Genomic DNA, 19,234 nt, shown 5'->3' with positions numbered 1-19,234 from the left:
CTAAAGTTCGGAAATGGGTCACGCAGCTGACATCGTTGTTTTTTCCGATCTCGATGGAACATTGCTGGATCATCAGGATTATTCCTGGGGTCCGGCCCTGCCTGCCCTGAACCTTTTGCACGATCTGGGCGCTGGCCTCGTGCTGGCCACCAGCAAGACAGCCGCCGAGGTCTGCGGCCTTCGTGACGCCATCGGCTTTCCCGACTGGCCCGCTATCGTCGAGAATGGCGGCGGGCTGCTGGCCGGGGGCCAGACCGACACGCCCGATACAGGGATCTACCTGCAAATCCGCGCGATCCTCGCTGATCTGCCGTCGGGTTTTCGCGGCTTCGGCGACATGACGACACCCGAGATCAGCCACCTGACCGGGCTGCCGCCCGCCCAAGCTGCTCTGGCGCGCGACAGGCGGTTCAGCGAACCGGGGCTCTGGTCGGGCACGGAGCAGGATCTCCAGACCTTTCTCCATGCCGCGTCCGAGGCCGGATTGACCGCCCGTCGCGGTGGCCGCTTCCTGACCCTGTCCATGGGCGGCACCAAGGCCGACCGCATGGACGAGATCATCGCCACCTGCAACCCGGCCCATACCATCGCCCTTGGCGATGCGCCCAATGATCTGGAAATGTTGCAGAAAGCCGATTTTGGCGTGATCGTGAACAACCCCGCCGCCCCCGCAATTCCCCCTCTCCCGGGCGAAGCGCGCGGTCGTATAAAGCGGACGCAAAAGCAAGGCCCCGAAGGCTGGGCGCAGGCCGTGACGGCGCTGCTGACCGAGTTGGGCAAGATCGGAGAACGCAAGGCACATGGCTGATTTTCACCAGAACGGCAGCATCACGACACTGCACAACCTGCGCACCCGTACGCTGGACGATCTGACTTATGAGCTGACCGCCTGCGCCGAAACGCGCAAGATATCCCTGATCCTGCCATGCCTTTACTCCGAACTCGAAGGCCCCGCGCTGCCCGCGATCCTCGATGAGCTGTGCACGGTGCCCTATCTGCACCGCATCATCATCGGGCTGGACAAGGCCGACGAAGCCCAGTTTCGCCACGCGCAGACATTTTTCAGCCGCCTGCCGCAAAAGCATATGGTGATCTGGAACGACAGCCCCCGGATGCTCGCACTTGGCCAGCGTCTCGATGCGCTTGGCCTTGCGCCGCAAGAGGCCGGCAAGGGCAAGAATGTCTGGGGCTGCATGGGCTACCTGATTGCCTGCGCCGACAGTGCGATCATGGCGATCCATGACTGTGATATCCTGACCTATAACCGCGAGATGCTGGCCCGGCTGGTCTATCCTGTGGCGCAACCGGCCTTTCCCTATCAGATGGCCAAGGGGTTCTATCCCCGCATCGACGGGCAGAAACTGAATGGCCGGGTGACACGGCTTCTGGTCAGCCCACTCCTGATCGCCCTCAAGAAGGTGGTGGGGGACCGCGATTACCTCGATTACCTGCGCAGCTTCCGCTATCCGCTGTCGGGCGAATTCGCGATGCGCACCTCGACCTTGCCCGATCTTCGCATTCCATCGGACTGGGGCCTCGAGATCGGGGTGCTGTCAGAGGCGTGGCGCAACCTTGCGCCGCAATCTGTCTGTCAGGTGGACATATCCGACGCCTATGACCACAAGCATCAGGAGCTGTCTCCAGAAGACGCCAATCGCGGCCTCAGCCGGATGTCCACGGATATCTGCAAGGCGATCTTCCGCAAATTGGCCTCGGACGGCACGGTGTTCACGCCCAATCTCTTCCGCACGCTCAAGGCGACCTATTACCGTCAGGCGCTCGACCTGCTGGAATGCTATTACAACGACGCCAAGATGAACGGCCTGTCTCTGGACCGTCACAAGGAAGAGAAATCGGTCGAACTTTTTGCCGAGAACATCATCCGCGCGGGGCAGATCTTTCTGGAAAACCCAAATGAAAGCCCCTTCATCCCGACATGGAACAGGGTCCATTCCGCCGATCCCGATTTCCTGTCCGACCTGCTGCGCGCCGCCGCCGACGACGCGCAGGATTACCGCTGACCGCCGCGCTCAGGCGCGGTTGGTGATCCACCGGCACTGATAGGGCGCAAACACGATCTCGGGTCCGGCCAGCGCGATCCGGTCCCCACTCAGGATATCCGTCCAGATATCGTCCTCGATCAGGTTGATCGTGGACGGGCTGACCGCAACCGGCTGGTTGCTCACGTTGTGAATGGCAAAGATCGACTGGTTGCGATCAAGGCTCTGACGCCACACCCCGAACAGCCGCTCATCCAGCGTCAGCGTGAACTGCGTGGCATTGGGATGGAACGCCGGTTGCCGCGACCGCAGCCGCAACCTCTCGGACATCCCCCGCATCACCTTGGACTGATCCGATGCCGGATCGCGCAGCAACTCCAGAAGCTCGGGATAATGCCAGCGATGCCGGTTGATCGCCCGGTTCATCCCGCGCCTCTCGACCGCCTCGTGATCGTTGCGGGTGGCCAGCAGCGAATGGATATAGAACGCCGGGATCCCCTCCAGCGACATCACGATGGTCTGTGAACACAGGAAACGGTCGATATGATGGCCGTCCTCGCCCTCGAAGGTCCGGCGCAAGGCATCGAACAACGCACAGTTCAGCTCGTAAGGCTCCTCGTACCCGTCCGGCAGCGTCCGCATCGACACGCGCCCGCCCGCCGCCTGCACCGTCTGGATCATCCGGTCCTTTTCCTCAGCCGGCAAAACCCCTTCGGCGGGCCGCATCCCCACCCCGTCATGGCTGGCCGTGAAATTCAGATAGGCGCAGCCCAGCTGCGCCGGCGGCATCGCCGATTGCCAGCGATGCAGATACCGCGCGCTCCCCGATTGCAGCGCATGCAGGATCAGCGGCGGCAGCGGAAAATTATAAACCGCATGCGCCTCGTTGCGGTTGCCGAAATAGCTCAGGTTCTCGGTGCGCGGCACGTTGGTTTCGGTCAGCAGCACGACCGTTTCGACCGCATGATCGCACAGCAGCCGCAAAAGCTGCACGATGGCGTGGGTCTGTGGCAGATGAATGCAGGGCGTGCCCGGCTCTTTCCACAAAAACGCCACCGCATCGAGCCTGAGGATCCGCACGCCCTTGTCGATATGCAGACGGATGATCCGCAGCATTTCCACAAGCACCTCGGGATTGGCGAAATTCAGATCGACCTGATCGTGGCTGAAGGTGCACCACACATGGCGATCACCGGTGCGCGTTTCGATCTTCTGCAGCAGCGGGGTTGTCCTCGGGCGCACCACCATCGACAGATCATCCGCCGGATCCCCTTCAAAGAAGAACCGGTCATAAGGCGCCTGACCCTGCCGATAGGCATTGAACCACGCCCCTTGGCTCGAGACATGGTTGAGCACCAGATCCGACATCAAATGAAACCGCGCGGCGATCCGTTCGATATCCGCCCAATCGCCAAGCTGCGAATTGACCGCCCGGTAATCGGTGACGGCAAACCCGTCATCCGAACTGAACGGAAAGAACGGCAGGATATGCACGCAATTGACCACGCCATCCAGATGATTGACCAGAAAATCCTGCAACAGGTCCAACGGCTTGTGCTGACCGTCCCGGATCGTGTCGCCATAGGTGATGAGAATCGCATCCCGTTCCGACCACAAGCCGTTGCTCGGCGCGCGGGCGCGCCTGCGGCGCTGCGTGCCCTCGGGCCAGAACGCCGTGATGATGGCATCCGCCAGCGCCCTGCTGTCTTCGCGCGGATAGATCGCACGAAGAAGCTCGTGCAGGCGTGCGTTGAACAATCTGGACGTTTGGATCACCCGGACATGGCTCCTGCTGCGTGTCGCCCCCTACCCCAAGTGTTAGAACACCAGCAGGCCGGGGTCCATCTGAAGCGCCCCGATTGGGCCACAACTCCTGATTTCTGTTCATTTTTTGCCCACACCACCCGCATTCATGCTGCGGCCTGCGCCAATCTGCAAGCGCAGCGGCACGTCACAACAACGATTGATGTGCCCTCGGGACAGGGTTACGCTTGGGCCGCATAATGCGTGACCCGTTTGATGCGCGCGCCCCAAAACGACCTCTGGAACCGGCCCATGCAATACCTGTCTCCCACCACCATAGACGACGCCATACGCCTGCTCTCGTCCCAAAGCGGAGACTGCAAGGTGCTCGCAGGCGGCACCGACCTGCTGGTCAGGATGCGCTCGGGCTTTGCCGAACCAGACAGCATTCTCGACATCAAGCGCATCGACGAGTTGCGCCGCATCTCCCGCGATGCGGGCGGCTGGCGCATCGGCGCCGCCTTATCCGGCGCCGAAATGGGCGAACATGCGGAGCTTGTCGCCGACTGGCCCGGCGTGGTCGAAGCCGTGAACCTGATCGGCTCCACCCAGATACAGGGCCGCGCGACAATGGCGGGCAACCTGTGCAACGCCTCGCCAGCAGCCGACAGCGTGCCCGCGATGATCGCCGCAGGCGCCGTGGCCCGAATCGCGGGGCCAGACGGCCTGCGCGACATCCCGGTGGCCGATGTGCCAACCGGGCCGGGCAAGACATGCCTGTCCCCCGGCGAATTCGTCACCTCGATCTGGCTGCCGTCCCGCCCCGAGCGGTCCGGCGACGCCTATCTGCGGTTCATTCCGCGGACTGAGATGGACATCGCCGTGGTGGGCTGCGCCCTGGCGCTGACGCTGGACGCGGGCGGCACCTGCACGGCGGCGCGCGTGTCGCTCGGGGCCGTGGCCCCCACGGCCATTCTGGTTGACGCCGCCGCCGACACCCTGATCGGCACGACAGTTGACGACACAGCACTGGACGCTCTGGCGCGCGCCTGTTCGGACGCGGCCAAGCCCATCGCCGACAAGCGCGGCACCGTGGAATTCCGCGTCCATGTGGCCGGAGTTCTGGCAAAACGCGCCGCGATCATCGCAAAGACCCGCGCCGGAGGTGCATCATGAGCAAGATCCACGTCACCACCACGATCAACGGCGATCCCGTGGACTATCTCTGCGATGCCGAAGAGACCCTTCTGGATGTGCTGCGCGATCATCTCGGACTGACCGGCTCGAAAGAGGGCTGCGGCACCGGCGATTGCGGGGCCTGCTCGGTCACCGTGGACGGGCGGCTTGTCTGCTCCTGCCTGATGCTGGGCGCCGAAGCGGCAGGCCGCGAGATCGGCACGATCGAAGGCATGGCCAAAGGCGATCAGCTTCATCCGCTGCAGCAGAAATTCATCGAACACGCGGCCCTGCAATGCGGGATCTGCACGCCGGGCATTCTTGTCGCGGCCAAATCCCTTCTCGACCACAACCCCGACCCGTCCGAGGAAGAAACGCGCTACTGGCTGGCCGGCAACCTGTGCCGCTGCACCGGCTATGACAAGATCATCCGCGCGGTTCTGGACGCGGCCAAGGACATGCGGGAGGCATCTTGATGGCACTCGATAGCAAGACCGACACCAAGCCACAGCAGTTCAAGGTCGTTGGCACACGCCCCTTGCGCCCCGACGGCATCGACAAGGTCACCGGGCGTGCGCGGTTCGGCGCAGACATGTCCGCGCCGGGAATGCTGGTGGGGCTGGTGCTGCGCAGCCCGCACCCTCATGCCCGGATCAGATCCATCGACACCTCCGCAGCCGAGGCCCTGACCGGCGTTCACGCCGTGGTCACCCGCGCCGATTTCGGACCGCCAAGCGCTCCCGGAGTTGCGGATGTGCTCGACAATTGCATGGCAGGAGAAAAGGCGCTTTACGACGGCCATGCCGTCGCCGCCGTCGCCGCCATATCGGGCAAGGTGGCCCGTCAAGCGCTCAAGCTCATCAAGGTCGATTACCAGCCCTTGCCGCATGTCACCGATGTCGACGCCGCGATGGTAGCGGGTGCCCCGGCGCTGCACGAGGGCCGCGCCGATGAAACCGTCCCTGCCGGCATGTCGCCCAACGTGATGGCCCGTCACGAGTTCGGCCATGGCGATATCGACGCTGGCCTCTCGCAGGCCGACCGCGTGCTGGAACGCACCTACCGGACCGAGGCGACGCATCAGGGCTATATCGAACCGCATGCCTGCCTTGCCACGATGAACGCCGACGGTCAGGCCGATCTGTGGTGCTGCACCCAGGGTCACTACATGGTGCGCAACACCTGTGCCGCGATTCTCGGGATCGAACAGGGGCAATTGCGCGTCACCGCCTCCGAGATCGGCGGCGGCTTCGGCGGCAAGACCACCGTGTTTCTGGAACCCGTGGCGCTCAAGCTGTCGCAGAAATCCGGACGCCCGGTGAAAATGGTGATGTCGCGCTCCGAGGTGCTGCGCGCCACCGGCCCCACCGCCTCGAGCTCGATCGACGTGCGGATCGGCATGACCCGCGATGGCCGCATCACCGCCGGCTTCGCCGAATTGCGCTATCAGGGGGGCGCCTATCCCGGCTCTCCGGTGGACATGGGATCGATGTCGGCTTTCGCACCATATGACCTCGAAAACGTACGAACCGTAGGGTTTGACGTGGTCACAAATCGGCCCAAACAGGCCGCATATCGCGCCCCCGGCGCGCCAATGGCCGCATTTGCAGTGGAAAGCGCGATTGACGAACTCGCCCGCAGCTTCAGCCTCGACCCTTTGGAAGTCCGCCTCAAGAACGCCGCCCGCGAAGGTACCCGCGCGTCCTATGGGCCGACCTATCCGGCCATCGGGCTCGAGGCCACGTTGCGCACCGCAAAGGATCATCCGCATTGGTCCGCGCCACTTGGCCCCAATCAGGGGCGGGGCGTCGCCTGTGGTTTCTGGTTCAATTTTGGCGGCGATACCTGCGTTTCACTGAATATAACGCCAGATGGCACCGTGACCCTGTCCGAAGGCAATCCCGATATCGGCGGATCGAGGGCGTCGATGTCGATGATGGCCGCCGAAGAACTGGGCATTCCCTATGACCGGGTGCGCACCGTGATCGCCGACACAGGCTCGCTTGGTCAGAACGAGGTGACCGACGGCAGCCGGGTGACCTTCGCCGTGGGCCTTGCCACGATCGAGGCCGCCCGCGCCGCCAAGCGCGAGATGTGCAAACGTGCCGCACAGGTCTGGGGCATAGACGAAGACGCGGTGATCTGGGAAGACGGCGCCGCCCGCCCCGCTGGCCCCAACGCAGGCCAGCATCCACCGATGTCCTTGGCCGAGATTGCGGCCATCGCCTCGAACACAGGTGGGCCGATCGCCGGGCATTTCGAAGTGAATGCCGAAGGCGCCGGCGTCAGCTTCGCCACTCATATGGTCGATACCGAGGTCGATCCCGACACAGGTGCCGTCAAGATTTTGCGCTACACCGTGTTTCAGGACGCGGGCAAGGCGGTGCACCCATCGTATGTCGAGGGCCAGTTTCAGGGCGGCGCCGTGCAGGGCATCGGGTGGGCGCTCAACGAGGCTTATATCTATGGCGAGGACGGCATCCTGCAGAATCCCGGTTTTCTCGATTACCGCATCCCCGTGGCATCTGACCTGCCGATGATCGACACGGTCATTCTGGAAATTCCAAATCCCGGTCACCCTTACGGCGTGCGCGGCGTTGGAGAAACCTCGATCGTGCCGCCGCTGGCGGCCGTTGCCAATTCCGTATCCGACGCGGCAGGGGTTCGCATGACAAGCCTTCCGATGTCACCACCCAAGCTGCTGGCGGCGATCCGGTCGGGTCAGTCCTGACACGCCATGGTTAAGGTGCAGATCTTCGGCTCTCTGAAGGCGGCGACCGACAACAAGAGCGAGGTCGAGATCGATGCGTCGACCCTGCGGGAATTGCTGGATGCTCTGGCAGACCGCTATCCCGGGATGCGTCCGCAACTGGACCGCGGCGTGTCGGTCGCCATCGACGGACGGATCTACAACGACAGCTGGTTCACGCGGATCAAGGACGACAGCGAGGTTGTGCTGCTGGCGCGCCTCAAGGGCGGCTGACGCGGTATCGCGCGCTGGCGTTTGCAGGCGCATTATGCGACGCAAGGCCAAGGATCAGGAAACGGAGAGCCCCCGCATGACCCCCAGATTCGGCACGCCTCCTGTGCGTCATCAGGCCTACCGCCCACGCCCCGGCGTCTATGCCATACTGCCAAGTGACGCAGGTCTTCTGCTGACCTTCCAAGAAGCACCGGAACCGGAGCTGCAACTGCCGGGCGGCGGCATCGACCCCGGCGAGTCCCCCCTGCAAGCGCTGCACCGCGAAGTGCGCGAGGAAACCGGCTGGAAGATCGCGGACGCGCGGCGGCTTGGTGTGTATCGCCGCTTCGCCTACATGCCGGAATATGACATCTGGGCGGAAAAGATCTGCACGATCTTCGTGGCCACGCCAGTCCTGCAGCTCTCGGAACCTACAGAACCGGGCCATAGCGTGATCTGGGCCTCAGCAGAGCAAGCCACCGAGCTATTGGCCAGTTCCGGCGATGCCGCTTTCGTTGCACGCCATATCCGAGACTTGCGCTGATTGCGCGCACTCGACCTTGACCGTCATGACCCCGACATGCTCAGGCCAGGCCCGGCAGCCATAGCACGATCATTGGGAAACTGACCAAAAGGGCGATGGTGATGCCATCCGCGATGAAAAACGGCGTGACGCCCTTGAACACGTCCTGCACGCTCAGGTCGGGTCTGACCCCGGCCACGACAAAACAGTTCAGCCCGATAGGCGGTGTTATCAAGCAGAACTCGGCCATCTTGACCACGAGGATGCCGAACCAGATCGCACACATCGGTCCAGACATGCCGAATGCGCTGTCTTCGGCAGACACATATACGCCGCCGTTCAGCGCCATGACCGCAGGATAGACAACGGGCAGCGTCAGAAGAAGCATACCGATAGCATCCATGAACATTCCAAGCACCGCATAGGCCAAGAGAATGCAGATCAGGATCACCATGGGCGACATGGTCAGTGACGTGATCCAGTCCGCAAAGGCGCTTGGCAATTCCGCAAAGCCCAGAAACCGAACATAGATCAGAACACCCCAGATGATGGTGAAAATCATCACGCTCAGCTTTGCCGTCTCCAGCAGCGCATCCTTCAGTTCGGCCCATCTCATGCCCCGATACACCGCCATCAGGAACACGATGAACGCGCCGATTGCGCCGCCTTCGGTCGGCGTTCCCCAAGCGTCCCCGCCAAACGGGTTGTAGACGAAAAAGACGATGGTCACGACGACCAGAACAATGGGCAGGGCCGCGGGAAGACATTCGAACCGCTCACGCCACGAAAAGCCCCCAACCGGCGGCCCGAAACCCTTGATCGTCAGGGCCATACCGATAATCAGAATCGCATAGACCAGCGCCGAGAACACTCCGGGAATGAACCCCGCCAGAAGCAGCTTGCCCACATCCTGTTCGACGATGATCGCATAGATCACAAGGATCGCCGAGGGCGGGATCAGACTGGCCAGAGTGCCGCCCGCCGCCACGACACCGGCGGCGAATTTCTTGTCATAGCCGATCTTGAGCATCTCCGGGATGGCGATGCGCGCAAACACGGCCGCAGTGGCGACGCTTGCGCCGGAAACTGCAGCAAAGCCCGCCGTGGCAAAGACCGTCGATACCGCTAGGCCACCAGGAACCCAGGCGATCCATCGCTTGGACGCCTCGAAAAGCGCCCGGGTCAGCCCGGCGTAATAGGCCAGGTAGCCGATCAGGATAAAGGTGGGGATCAGACTGAGCGCCTGCGAACTGACCTTGGAATGCGGCACCTGACCTGCCGTCTTGGCTGCAACCGTCAGCGCCCAACCGAATTCGTCGGGGTCATAGCCTTTCTTGGACCAGAAGATCCAGATCAGCCCGACCAAACCGGCGAGCCCGGCGGCAAAGGCAACACGCATACCAAGAACCACGAAAACCAGCAGTCCACCGGTTACGACAAGGCCGATATCGATAGGTTCCATCAGTTGGCCCCCTTATCTTCGCGGCGGCTGACATGCTCGGCCTCGCGCGCAGCCACTGTCGCGGCATCCAGCACCAGCGGAACACCGACCGGTTCATCCATTCCCTGCACAAAGGCCCGCATGTATCCCCAAAGCTGCAGAACAAGACGAACGCAGAGCACCGCGAATGCCACCGGGGCCAGAAGTTTCGCCGGCCAAAGCGGAAGTGCGATATCCATCGAACTGTCCCTGCTCCAGAGCGGCGACGAAAAATCGAAGCTGCGCTCGAAATGCGCCCAACTTCCCCAGACCAGCAGAAGCATCAGGATCAGAATCGCGAATGTGGTGATGAACTCGGCCAGATACAGCGCGCGCCCCTTCAATGCGCCGACCAGAATATCCATGCGGATATGTCCGCCGTCACGCTGCGTATAGGACACGCCCATGAAAGCGATAAGCGGCATGATCTGTTCGATCCAATCCACATAGCCCGGCAACGGCTGGTTGAAAATGTTGCGGCCCGTTACCGAGAATACGGCCAACAGCATCAAGACGAACACGGCGATACCGCTGAGCAGTGCGAAGAACCGTTCCAGCCTGTAAAAGCCACGATCCAGACGGCTGAGTCGGCTGTCATCTGACAGTACTGATGCAGCACCTGCCATATCGGTCCCCTTCTTTCCGGATAGTCTGCATGTCCACCGCGCCGGTCAAAACAGCCCGGCGCGGTGGACGGTCATCCTTGATCGGAATGACCCGGTGTTACTGGCCCTTGAGTTCCGCCAGCTTGCTGGTCGCGAAATCATACAGCTCCTGTGCGGGTAGGCCGCGGGCGCTCATGTCCTCGATCCAGGCCTCGGCTGCAGGTCCGGCAACAGCGTCTTCAAAGGCGGCAAGCGCATCGGGGTCATAGCTGATGCGTTCAATGCCACGCTCATCCAGAGCGGGGCCCCAGGCTTTCATCGTCTCGTTCGTGTAATAATCGACATAATGATCCAGGGCCTCATCGATCGACCCCAGAAGCGCGTCGCGATAGGCGTCCGGCAGATCGTTCAACGCATCGGTATTGGCCACCACCGGGCAGTTCACCGTGCCGGGATTGAGATTGGTCGTCCACCATGTCGCGTTCTCGATCGTGCCAAAGGCCATATGCGCGTGCGGAGCGAACGAAGCCGCGGTAATCACGCCGCTGTCCAAGGACTGGCGCACTTCGGTGGCCGACATCGACGTGGGCACCGCGCCCACGGCCTCCATCGCCGCGCCGATGCCACCCGTTGCCCGGACGCTCAGCCCCGCGAATTCTTCAAGGCTGCGCGGCGGCTCACCCATACCGACAAGGTTGTATTGCGGCATGGGCGACGGCATCAGAAGCGTCGCGTTCCAGCGGCCCAGATCCTCTTTGACGGCGGGAAGGTCATAGAGCGCCATGGACAGCTCGCGTTCCTGCTCAAGCGTCTCGACCCCGAGGAACGGCAGTTCGAGCACGGTGATCGATGGGTTCTTGTCCCGGTGATAGCCTGCACAGAACTGCGCCATCTCGAAGGCGCCGATGCTGATGCCGTCAAGGTTCTCGCGGTTGTTCGACAAACCGCCATAGCTGATGTTCAGCGTGAATTCGCCATTGGTCTTCTCGCTGACCAGTTCAGCCAGCTTTTCGACATGCTCGGTGAACGCCCGGCGCTTGCCCCAAAGCGATACGTTCCATTCGGTCGCGAGTGCTTCGGTGGCGAATGCAAGGCTGATTGCGGCCACGGTCGTGCAGCCCAGAAACTTCTGCATGGTGTCTCCTCCCAAGGTTTCATGCGGATCTATGTCGGGAGTATCGGTAAATCTGCCCCGCGCTCCAACGAAGAAAACCGCCGGGAAGATCCACTAGGCCCTGCGGAAATCCGCAGGGCTGAAAGTGCCGTTCTACAACAGCGCCTCCTTGTCCAAAGCCAGCTTGACGATCTTTTCGTTCAAAGTGCGCCGCCCAATGCCAAGAGCCTCCGCCACGGCATCCATCCGGCCCTCATGCGCCTTGATAGCCTTTGCGATTAACTCGCGCTCAAACGAGGCGACGGCCTCGCGCAAGGTGTTGGGAATATCATCGATCAGGGGATCGATCCGCATGGCCTGCGCCACAGATCCGCCCCCGCGACGCGACGCCAGCACCCGGCGTTCGGCCACATTGCGCAATTCACGCACATTTCCCGGCCAGTCATGGGCCATCAGGGCGGCGATGTCTTCTTGCGTCAAGGGCGGGGATGCTGTCTCGTAGACGCGGGCGAACTCTTGCGTGAAATGCGTAAAGAGCAGCAACAGGTCATCACGCCTTTGGTGAAGAGTTGGCAGGCTGACCATCATCGTATTCAGCCGAAACAGCAGATCACGGCGCAAACGGCTCTCTTCGACCGCCTGCTCGGGGTCTTCGTTCGTGGCCGATACCACGCGAAACGAAAGTGGAATGGGAGGGCCGCCCGCCGTGGGCAAGATCTGTTTGTCTTCGATCACGCGCAGCAGTTTGGCCTGCACCTGAAGAGGGCAGGAACAGATCTCGTCCAGAAACAGGGTCCCGCCATTCGCCGCCAAAAGGCGGCTGCCCTGCCCTGCATGACCGCCGAACATCTCGGTCTCGAAACTATCCGCGGAAAGCGCCGCGCAGTTCAAAGCCACGAAGGGTCCATCCCCAGCCGGGCTGAGATCGTGCAGCGCTCGGGCCACCAATTCCTTGCCGGTGCCGGTCTGCCCCAAAACCAGAACAGGCGCATCGCTTTCGGCCAAATCCAGAACATCCTCGCGCAAAGCGCGGGTTTCAGGTGTTTGTCCCAACAAGGCGCGGTCCAGCCCGGACAGTCTCATCAGCCGCGCCTTGAGCCGTTCGTTCGTGCGCCGCATGAGATGCTGATCGGCGGCATGGCGCAGAATCGTCAGCAGGCGGCGCGGCTCGTATGGCTTTTCGACAAAAGAATACGCCCCGTCTTGCATGGCCTTGACGGCCATCGGAATGTCTCCATGTGCCGAGATCAGCACCAGAGGCGGTGAGATATCCGGCGCAAGCTGCCCCAGCAGATCAAGGCCCGACATGCCGGGCATCTTCACGTCCGACAGGATCACGTCGGGCTGCAGGTCCGGCAACAGGTCGACCGCCTTTTGCGCCCGCGATACGGCCTCTGCCCGCCATCCATCAGCCTCGAGAAGATCGACGAGCGACTCGCGCATCGAGCGGTCGTCATCGATCAGCAGGATGGTGCGTATCTGGCTGCGGCTCAAGCGGCGGCCTCCTCTTCGGTTTCATTCAGCGGAATTTCCACCCGGAACACGGCGCCGCCCGAAGAGGCGTTACATGCCGACATCCGGCCATGATGTTCCTTGACGATACTGGCCGATATCGCAAGCCCAAGACCCATGCCCCGCCCGCTTTCTCGCGTGGTGAAAAACGGCTCCTGCAGATCCGACAGGGTCGCGTCGCCCAGTCCATGCCCGGTGTCGCGGACCTCGAACCAGCCTTTGTCGCCAGTGGTGCCGATCCGCACCGACAGATGTCGCTCGGTGCTGTCTTCCAGCGCATCCATGGCATTACGCAAAATGTTGGTTATCACCTGCTCGAGGCGCAACTGGTCGCCCCTCACAAAGACGGGGTCTTCTGGCAACTCAAGGGTCACACTGGCCTCGGCTTGTTCGATATTCGGAGCGACGAGTTCAAGCGCGGCCTGTGCCGCCTGACGCAGGTCAACCTCGCGAAACCCTTCTCCATCGGTGCGCGAAAAGAATTTCAGCTGCCGGGTGATCCCCTCCATCCGGTCCACCAATCCGCCGATGCGCGGCAGCAGCCCGCGATTTGCCGCGCCGCTCAATTCAGCCGCCGCCAGATGGTTGCGCATTGCGGCAAGCGGCTGTCCCAACTCATGTGTCACTGACGCCGCCAACTGCCCAAGTGCCGCAAGCCTGCTGGCGCGCTCCAATTCACCGCGGGTCCGCTTCAGTTGCCGCTCCGCCGCCTTGCGCTCTTCGATCTCGAAGGCCAGCCTTTCGTTGGCCTGCCGCAGCTGCGCCTCTTCGGCCACCGACTTGCGCAACGCCGCCCCGATCCGGCGGGTCCGCCGCAATTGCGAGAAGATGAAGGCCAGTGCCGCCAGGATCACGGCGATACCCGTGACCAACAGGCTTCGCACCACGGCGCGGTCATCGCTTGTGAAATAGTGCAGAACCCAGCCATGCGGCAAATCATGCGCGCTGAGATGAATGCGCTCGCCGCCGCCGATCACGGCGCGCTGTCCGGATTTCGGCTGCCAATCCAGCCGGTCCAGAGCCTGTCCGGGGAATTGACGCGAGGCGCGGATGGCATCGCTTTGCTCAGTCGTGATGTCCGTCAGCAAAGTATAGCGCCAGTCCGCATCCGAGGCCAACAGCACGACACCATCTTCATTGGCAAGGATCACCTGTTCGCCAGCCTCGCGCCAGCTTGCTTCGAGCCCGGACAGATCCAGCTTGATCGCCACAACCCCCGACACCACGTCATCCGGCCCGCGCACAGCATCGGCGATGAAATATCCCGGCAAACCCGTTGTCGCCCCGATCCCGTAAAAGCGCCCCTGACGTCCCTTGGTGGCATCCTTGAAATAGGGTCGGAACGAATAATCCTGCCCAACGAAACTGCCCGGTTCTCCGGCATTGGACGCCGAGATCGTCAGCCCGTCAGGTCGCATCAGATAGATCGCGTCCAGCCCTGACTTCTCGGCGAATGCGGCAAACCGGAGGTTCAGGGCACGGGTGTCGGCGCCAAGCGATGTCTCGATCACGAAAGGATCGCGCGCCAGGACATATGTAAGGTGCGAAAATCGCTCCAATTCGGCAAGAACAGTGCTGCGATAAAGCGACAACCGCCCCTGCGCCTTGCTGCGCTCCTCGGATTGGAAATAGCTCAGCGATATCCAGAAAATGCAGGCCGCCACAAAGGCGACCGCCAATGCGGCAAGAAGGGTTTGGGTCCGGCGCATGGCCTATCGATTGTCAGGATCACCTCTGATTGCAACTAGAATCGTCACGGCTCTGGACCCCGCTTGACGCAAAAAGGCCCCGCAGATGGGTCTGCGGGGCCTTTTGATGGTTTTGGGACCGGTCTTAATCGTCACGATTTTCCGGCGTGTCGACGAAATTGTCGAACGTGTCATCACCGATCACATCATCGTCCTGCACCGGTGCCGCAAGGGCTGCGGCTGCTGCCGCTTCTTCGCGGCGGGCTTCGATGACGACATTGTCGCGGCTCTGAGCGATCTGGCGCACCTTCTGGGTCGCGCCGCCTGTGCCCGCCGGAATGAGGCGGCCCACGATGACGTTCTCCTTGAGGCCCACCAGTTTGTCCACTTTACCCTGAACCGAGGCTTCGGTCAGAACGCGGGTGGTTTCCTGGAAGGACGCCGCCGAAATGAACGAGCGCGTCTGCAGCGATGCCTTGGTGATGCCCAACAGGATCGGTTCACCCGAGGCCGGGCGTCCCCCTTTGGCGATCGCCTTCTGGTTGGCTGCCTCCAGCTCCATCTTGTCGACATGCTCGCCCTTCAGCAGCGTTGTCTCGCCACTGTCGAGGATCTCCCACTTCTGCAGCATCTGGCGCACGATCACCTCGATATGCTTGTCGTTGATCTTCACGCCCTGAAGGCGATAGACCTCCTGCACCTCATGGATCATGTAATCGGCCAGCGCTTCGACACCCATGATCGACAGGATGTCATGCGGCGCGGGATTGCCGTCCATGATGTAATCACCCTTCTGGACATAATCCCCCTCCTGGACGGGGATGTGCTTGCCCTTGGGCACCATGTATTCGACCGGCTCCATCGACTCGTCCGCAGGCTCGATGGTGATGCGACGCTTGTTCTTGTAGTCGCGTCCATAGCGGACATATCCGTCGATTTCGGCGATGATCGCGTGATCCTTGGGACGACGCGCCTCGAAGAGTTCGGCCACACGCGGCAGACCGCCGGTGATGTCCTTGGTCTTGGCGCCTTCGCGCGGGATACGTGCAACCACGTCGCCCGCATGAATCTCCTGACCTTCCTCGATCGACAGGATGGCATCCACCGACATCGGATAGGTCACCGGGTTACCCGCGTCGTTGCGGACCGGCTCACCGTCTTCGCCGACGATGATGATCTCGGGCTTCAGCTCGTTGCCGCGCGGGGCAGCGCGCCAATCGGTGACGATCTTCTGTGTCATGCCGGTGGCGTCATCGGTCACATCACGCACCGAAACACCGCTGGTGAGATCAACGAATTTCGCCATACCCGACTTTTCGGCAAGGATCGGCAGGGTGTAGGGATCCCATTCGAACAGCTTGGCCCCACGGGTGATCTTGTCCCCGTCCTTGACGAACAGCTTGGTGCCATAACCGATCTTGTGGCTGGCCAGTTCGACATCGTTGTCGCCGATGATCCGCAACTTCATGTTACGGCCCATGACCAACGTTTCGCCCGACGAATTCTCAAGCGTTTGCGCATTGTCGAACACGATACGACCGGACTGGCTTGCTTCGAGGAACGACTGCTGGCCACCCTGAGCCACGCCACCGATGTGGAATGTCCGCATCGTCAACTGCGTGCCGGGTTCACCGATCGACTGCGCGGCGATGATGCCGACCGCTTCACCGGTATTGACCATGGTACCACGCGCAAGATCACGGCCATAGCACATAGCACAGACCCCATCCTCGGCCTCGCAGGTCAGCGGGCTACGGATGCGCGCTGTCTGCACAGCGGCCTCCTCGATCGCGTCGGCAGTGCGCTCGTCGATGAGCTGACCTTCGGCGACGATCACCTCTTCGGTCACCGGGTTGACGATATCCTCGGCTGCGACACGGCCCAGAACACGCTCACCAAGAGACGCGACAACCTCACCATCATTGACCGCCGGTTCGGCGGTGATCGCAAGGTTGGTGCCGCAATCATGCTCACGCACGATGCAGTCCTGCGCCACATCGACCAGACGGCGTGTCAGGTAGCCCGAGTTTGCCGTCTTCAAAGCCGTGTCCGACAGACCCTTACGGGCACCGTGGGTCGAGTTGAAGTATTCAAGAACGGTCAGACCTTCCTTGAAGTTCGAGATGATCGGCGTTTCGATGATGTCGCCATTCGGCTTGGCCATCAGGCCGCGCATGCCGCCCAATTGCTTCATCTGGGTGACCGAACCACGGGCGCCCGAATGGGCCATCATATAGACGCTGTTGGGTTCCATCACCGCGCCGTTCTCGTCACGGATTTCGGCCGAAATGGTGTTCATCATGGCTTCGGTGACCTGGTCGTTACACTTCGACCAAGCATCGACCACCTTGTTGTACTTCTCACCCTGGGTGATCAGACCGTCCATATACTGCTGTTCGAACCCCTTGACCTGGTCACGGGTCTCTTCAACGATCGTCCATTTGTCATGGGGGATCACCATGTCGTCCTTGCCGAAGCTGATGCCGGCCTTGAACGCCTCGCGGAAGCCCATCGACATGATCTGATCGCAGAAGATGACCGATTCCTTCTGACCGCAATAGCGGTAAACGGTGTCGATCGTCTGCTGCACTTCCTTCTTGCGCAGAAGCTTGTTGACCAAGCTGAACGGCGCCTTGGCATTCAGCGGCAGAAGCGCGCCGATCCGCACACGACCCGGCGTGGTTTCGAAGCGCATCATCACTTCGTTGCCTTCCTCGTCGATCTGCGGAACGCGGGCGATGATCTTGGCGTGCATATGCACTTCGCCGGCGTCCAATGCGTGCTGCACTTCTTCGATCGAGGCAAAGGTCATGCCCTCACCTTTCATGCCTTCGCGCATGATCGAGGTGTAATAGAGGCCCAAAACCATATCCTGCGACGGAACGATGATCGGCGCACCGTTTGCCGGTGACAGAACGTTGTTCGTCGACATCATGAGAACACGGGCTTCCAACTGCGCTTCAAGGCTCAGCGGGACGTGCACAGCCATCTGGTCGCCGTCGAAATCGGCGTTGAAGGCCGAACAGACCAGTGGATGAAGCTGGATTGCCTTGCCTTCGATCAGGATCGGCTCGAACGCCTGAATGCCCAGACGGTGCAGCGTCGGTGCCCGGTTCAGAAGAACGGGGTGTTCGCGGATCACCTCGTCGAGGATATCCCACACCTCGGGGCGTTCCTTTTCCACAAGCTTCTTCGCCTGCTTGACGGTCGAGGACATGCCCTTGGCTTCCAGCCGCGAGTAGATGAACGGCTTGAACAGTTCCAGCGCCATCTTCTTGGGCAGGCCGCACTGATGCAGCTTGAGTTCCGGACCGGTCACGATGACCGAACGGCCCGAGAAGTCGACCCGCTTGCCCAGAAGGTTCTGACGGAACCGGCCCTGCTTGCCCTTGAGCATATCCGACAGCGACTTCAGCGGACGCTTGTTGGCGCCGGTGATGACACGGCCACGACGACCGTTGTCGAACAGCGCGTCGACAGATTCCTGCAACATCCGCTTTTCGTTGCGGACGATGATGTCGGGCGCGCGAAGCTCGATAAGGCGCTTGAGACGGTTGTTGCGGTTGATGACCCGGCGATACAGATCGTTGAGGTCGGATGTCGCGAAGCGACCGCCATCCAGCGGCACCAGCGGGCGCAGTTCGGGTGGGATCACGGGAATAACGGTCATGACCATCCATTCCGGACGGTTGCCGGATTCGATGAAGCTTTCGACCACTTTCAGACGCTTGATGATCTTCTTGGGCTTCAATTCACCCGTTGCGACAGCAAGATCAGCGCGCAGCTGTTCGGCCTCGGCTTCGAGGTCGATATTCTGCAGCATCTCGCGGATCGCCTCGGCGCCGATATTGGCAGTGAACGCATCCGTCCCATAGGCATCCTGCGCGTCCATGAACTCTTCTTCGGTCAGCATTTGCCCATAGGACAGATCGGTGAGACCGGGTTCGATGACCACGTAGTTCTCGAAATAAAGCACCCGCTCCAGATCGCGCAGGGTCATGTCCAGCATCAGACCGATGCGCGAAGGCAGCGATTTTAGAAACCAGATATGCGCACAGGGTGCTGCCAGTTCGATATGGCCCATCCGCTCGCGGCGGACCTTTTGCAGCGTCACTTCGACACCGCATTTTTCGCAGACGACGCCGCGATATTTCATCCGCTTGTACTTGCCGCACAGGCATTCGTAATCCTTGATCGGACCGAAGATGCGCGCGCAGAACAGCCCGTCACGCTCAGGCTTGAACGTGCGGTAGTTGATCGTCTCGGGCTTCTTGATCTCGCCGTAGGACCAGCTGAGGATACGCTCGGGGCTGGCAAGGCTGACCTTGATCTGATCGAACACCTTGGCCGGAGCGGCCGGGTTGAACGGGTTGTTTGTAAGTTCCTGGTTCATGTTCAAATCCTTGAAATCTGGCTGAGGGGATGGGGACG

At 61.6% G+C, this 19,234-nt stretch carries 14 protein-coding genes; 7 read left to right on the top strand and 7 right to left on the bottom strand.

Annotated elements, in window-relative coordinates; genetic code table 11:
- Positions 1–13: 13 nt before the first annotated feature.
- Both RAZWK3B_RS05460 and RAZWK3B_RS05455 read left to right on the top strand, forming a co-directional pair.
- Positions 14–808 carry an HAD-IIB family hydrolase gene (locus tag RAZWK3B_RS05460; RefSeq protein WP_007812982.1) on the top strand — a complete coding sequence of 265 codons (795 nt, stop codon included), beginning with the start codon at positions 14–16 and terminating at the stop codon, positions 806–808.
- Positions 801–2,021, top strand: coding sequence for a glycosyltransferase family protein (locus tag RAZWK3B_RS05455; RefSeq protein WP_007812981.1), 1,221 nt, complete (start codon positions 801–803; stop codon positions 2,019–2,021). Before RAZWK3B_RS05460 ends, RAZWK3B_RS05455 begins: the two co-directional genes overlap by 8 nt.
- Before the next feature lie 9 nt (positions 2,022–2,030).
- Here the strand turns inward: RAZWK3B_RS05455 and RAZWK3B_RS05450 are convergent, their stop codons facing one another.
- Positions 2,031–3,776, bottom strand: a complete 1,746-nt coding sequence (locus RAZWK3B_RS05450) for a sugar phosphorylase (protein ID WP_007812980.1) — start codon at positions 3,774–3,776, stop codon at positions 2,031–2,033.
- 279 nt (positions 3,777–4,055) lie between these two features.
- Here RAZWK3B_RS05450 and RAZWK3B_RS05445 point away from each other — a divergent pair, with 279 nt between their 5' ends.
- From RAZWK3B_RS05445 to RAZWK3B_RS05425, 5 genes are all read left to right on the top strand, one after another.
- Complete coding sequence (locus RAZWK3B_RS05445) at positions 4,056–4,919, top strand: FAD binding domain-containing protein (RefSeq protein ID WP_037295175.1); 864 nt, start codon at positions 4,056–4,058, stop codon at positions 4,917–4,919.
- On the top strand, positions 4,916–5,395 hold the full coding sequence (locus RAZWK3B_RS05440; RefSeq protein ID WP_007812976.1) for a (2Fe-2S)-binding protein: 480 nt from the start codon (positions 4,916–4,918) through the stop codon (positions 5,393–5,395). Before RAZWK3B_RS05445 ends, RAZWK3B_RS05440 begins: the two co-directional genes overlap by 4 nt.
- Positions 5,395–7,650 carry a xanthine dehydrogenase family protein molybdopterin-binding subunit gene (locus RAZWK3B_RS05435; RefSeq protein ID WP_007812975.1) on the top strand — a complete coding sequence of 752 codons (2,256 nt, stop codon included), beginning with the start codon at positions 5,395–5,397 and terminating at the stop codon, positions 7,648–7,650. The genes RAZWK3B_RS05440 and RAZWK3B_RS05435 overlap by 1 nt, the downstream gene beginning before the upstream one ends.
- A gap of 6 nt (positions 7,651–7,656) precedes the next feature.
- On the top strand, positions 7,657–7,902 hold the full coding sequence (locus RAZWK3B_RS05430) for a MoaD/ThiS family protein (RefSeq protein ID WP_007812973.1): 246 nt from the start codon (positions 7,657–7,659) through the stop codon (positions 7,900–7,902).
- A 76-nt stretch (positions 7,903–7,978) separates the two neighbouring features.
- Entirely contained in the window at positions 7,979–8,425 is a 447-nt protein-coding gene (locus tag RAZWK3B_RS05425; RefSeq protein ID WP_037295174.1) for an NUDIX hydrolase, read from the top strand.
- A 40-nt stretch (positions 8,426–8,465) separates the two neighbouring features.
- Here the strand turns inward: RAZWK3B_RS05425 and RAZWK3B_RS05420 are convergent, their stop codons facing one another.
- The 6 genes from RAZWK3B_RS05420 to rpoC form a co-directional block, all read right to left on the bottom strand.
- Entirely contained in the window at positions 8,466–9,866 is a 1,401-nt protein-coding gene (locus RAZWK3B_RS05420) for a TRAP transporter large permease (RefSeq protein WP_007812970.1), read from the bottom strand.
- The gene (locus tag RAZWK3B_RS05415; protein WP_007812969.1) at positions 9,866–10,510 is read right to left on the bottom strand and encodes a TRAP transporter small permease subunit; all 645 of its coding nucleotides are present in this window, start codon (positions 10,508–10,510) and stop codon (positions 9,866–9,868) included. Before RAZWK3B_RS05415 ends, RAZWK3B_RS05420 begins: the two co-directional genes overlap by 1 nt.
- Before the next feature lie 97 nt (positions 10,511–10,607).
- The gene (locus tag RAZWK3B_RS05410) at positions 10,608–11,624 is read right to left on the bottom strand and encodes a C4-dicarboxylate TRAP transporter substrate-binding protein (RefSeq protein WP_007812967.1); all 1,017 of its coding nucleotides are present in this window, start codon (positions 11,622–11,624) and stop codon (positions 10,608–10,610) included.
- A gap of 132 nt (positions 11,625–11,756) precedes the next feature.
- Positions 11,757–13,097 carry a sigma-54-dependent transcriptional regulator gene (locus RAZWK3B_RS05405; RefSeq protein ID WP_007812966.1) on the bottom strand — a complete coding sequence of 447 codons (1,341 nt, stop codon included), beginning with the start codon at positions 13,095–13,097 and terminating at the stop codon, positions 11,757–11,759.
- Positions 13,094–14,824 (bottom strand): sensor histidine kinase, encoded by a 1,731-nt coding sequence (locus tag RAZWK3B_RS05400; protein ID WP_007812964.1) that lies wholly within the window; start codon positions 14,822–14,824, stop codon positions 13,094–13,096. Before RAZWK3B_RS05400 ends, RAZWK3B_RS05405 begins: the two co-directional genes overlap by 4 nt.
- Positions 14,825–14,948: 124 nt before the next feature.
- Positions 14,949–19,196, bottom strand: coding sequence for a DNA-directed RNA polymerase subunit beta' (rpoC, locus tag RAZWK3B_RS05395; RefSeq protein WP_007812962.1), 4,248 nt, complete (start codon positions 19,194–19,196; stop codon positions 14,949–14,951).
- Between the last annotated feature and the right edge of the window lie 38 nt (positions 19,197–19,234).

Source organism: Roseobacter sp. AzwK-3b (assembly GCF_000170875.1).
In the GTDB taxonomy this organism is placed as follows: Bacteria; Pseudomonadota; Alphaproteobacteria; order Rhodobacterales; family Rhodobacteraceae; genus Roseovarius; species Roseovarius litoreus.
The sequence above is the reverse complement of the archived record's forward strand: the minus strand, read 5'-3'. Positions and strand labels throughout refer to the sequence as shown.

Excerpts from the sequence above, each read along its gene's own strand:
- RAZWK3B_RS05460 (WP_007812982.1), top strand. The coding sequence starts at position 14 with ATGGGTCACGCAGCTGACATCGTTGTTTTTTCCGATCTCGATGGAACA.
- RAZWK3B_RS05455 (WP_007812981.1), top strand. The coding sequence starts at position 801 with ATGGCTGATTTTCACCAGAACGGCAGCATCACGACACTGCACAACCTG.
- RAZWK3B_RS05445 (WP_037295175.1), top strand. The coding sequence starts at position 4,056 with ATGCAATACCTGTCTCCCACCACCATAGACGACGCCATACGCCTGCTC.
- RAZWK3B_RS05440 (WP_007812976.1), top strand. The coding sequence starts at position 4,916 with ATGAGCAAGATCCACGTCACCACCACGATCAACGGCGATCCCGTGGAC.
- RAZWK3B_RS05435 (WP_007812975.1), top strand. The coding sequence starts at position 5,395 with ATGGCACTCGATAGCAAGACCGACACCAAGCCACAGCAGTTCAAGGTC.
- RAZWK3B_RS05430 (WP_007812973.1), top strand. The coding sequence starts at position 7,657 with ATGGTTAAGGTGCAGATCTTCGGCTCTCTGAAGGCGGCGACCGACAAC.
- RAZWK3B_RS05425 (WP_037295174.1), top strand. The coding sequence starts at position 7,979 with ATGACCCCCAGATTCGGCACGCCTCCTGTGCGTCATCAGGCCTACCGC.
- RAZWK3B_RS05420 (WP_007812970.1), bottom strand. The coding sequence starts at position 9,866 with ATGGAACCTATCGATATCGGCCTTGTCGTAACCGGTGGACTGCTGGTT.
- RAZWK3B_RS05415 (WP_007812969.1), bottom strand. The coding sequence starts at position 10,510 with ATGGCAGGTGCTGCATCAGTACTGTCAGATGACAGCCGACTCAGCCGT.
- RAZWK3B_RS05410 (WP_007812967.1), bottom strand. The coding sequence starts at position 11,624 with ATGCAGAAGTTTCTGGGCTGCACGACCGTGGCCGCAATCAGCCTTGCA.
- RAZWK3B_RS05400 (WP_007812964.1), bottom strand. The coding sequence starts at position 14,824 with ATGCGCCGGACCCAAACCCTTCTTGCCGCATTGGCGGTCGCCTTTGTG.
- rpoC (WP_007812962.1), bottom strand. The coding sequence starts at position 19,196 with ATGAACCAGGAACTTACAAACAACCCGTTCAACCCGGCCGCTCCGGCC.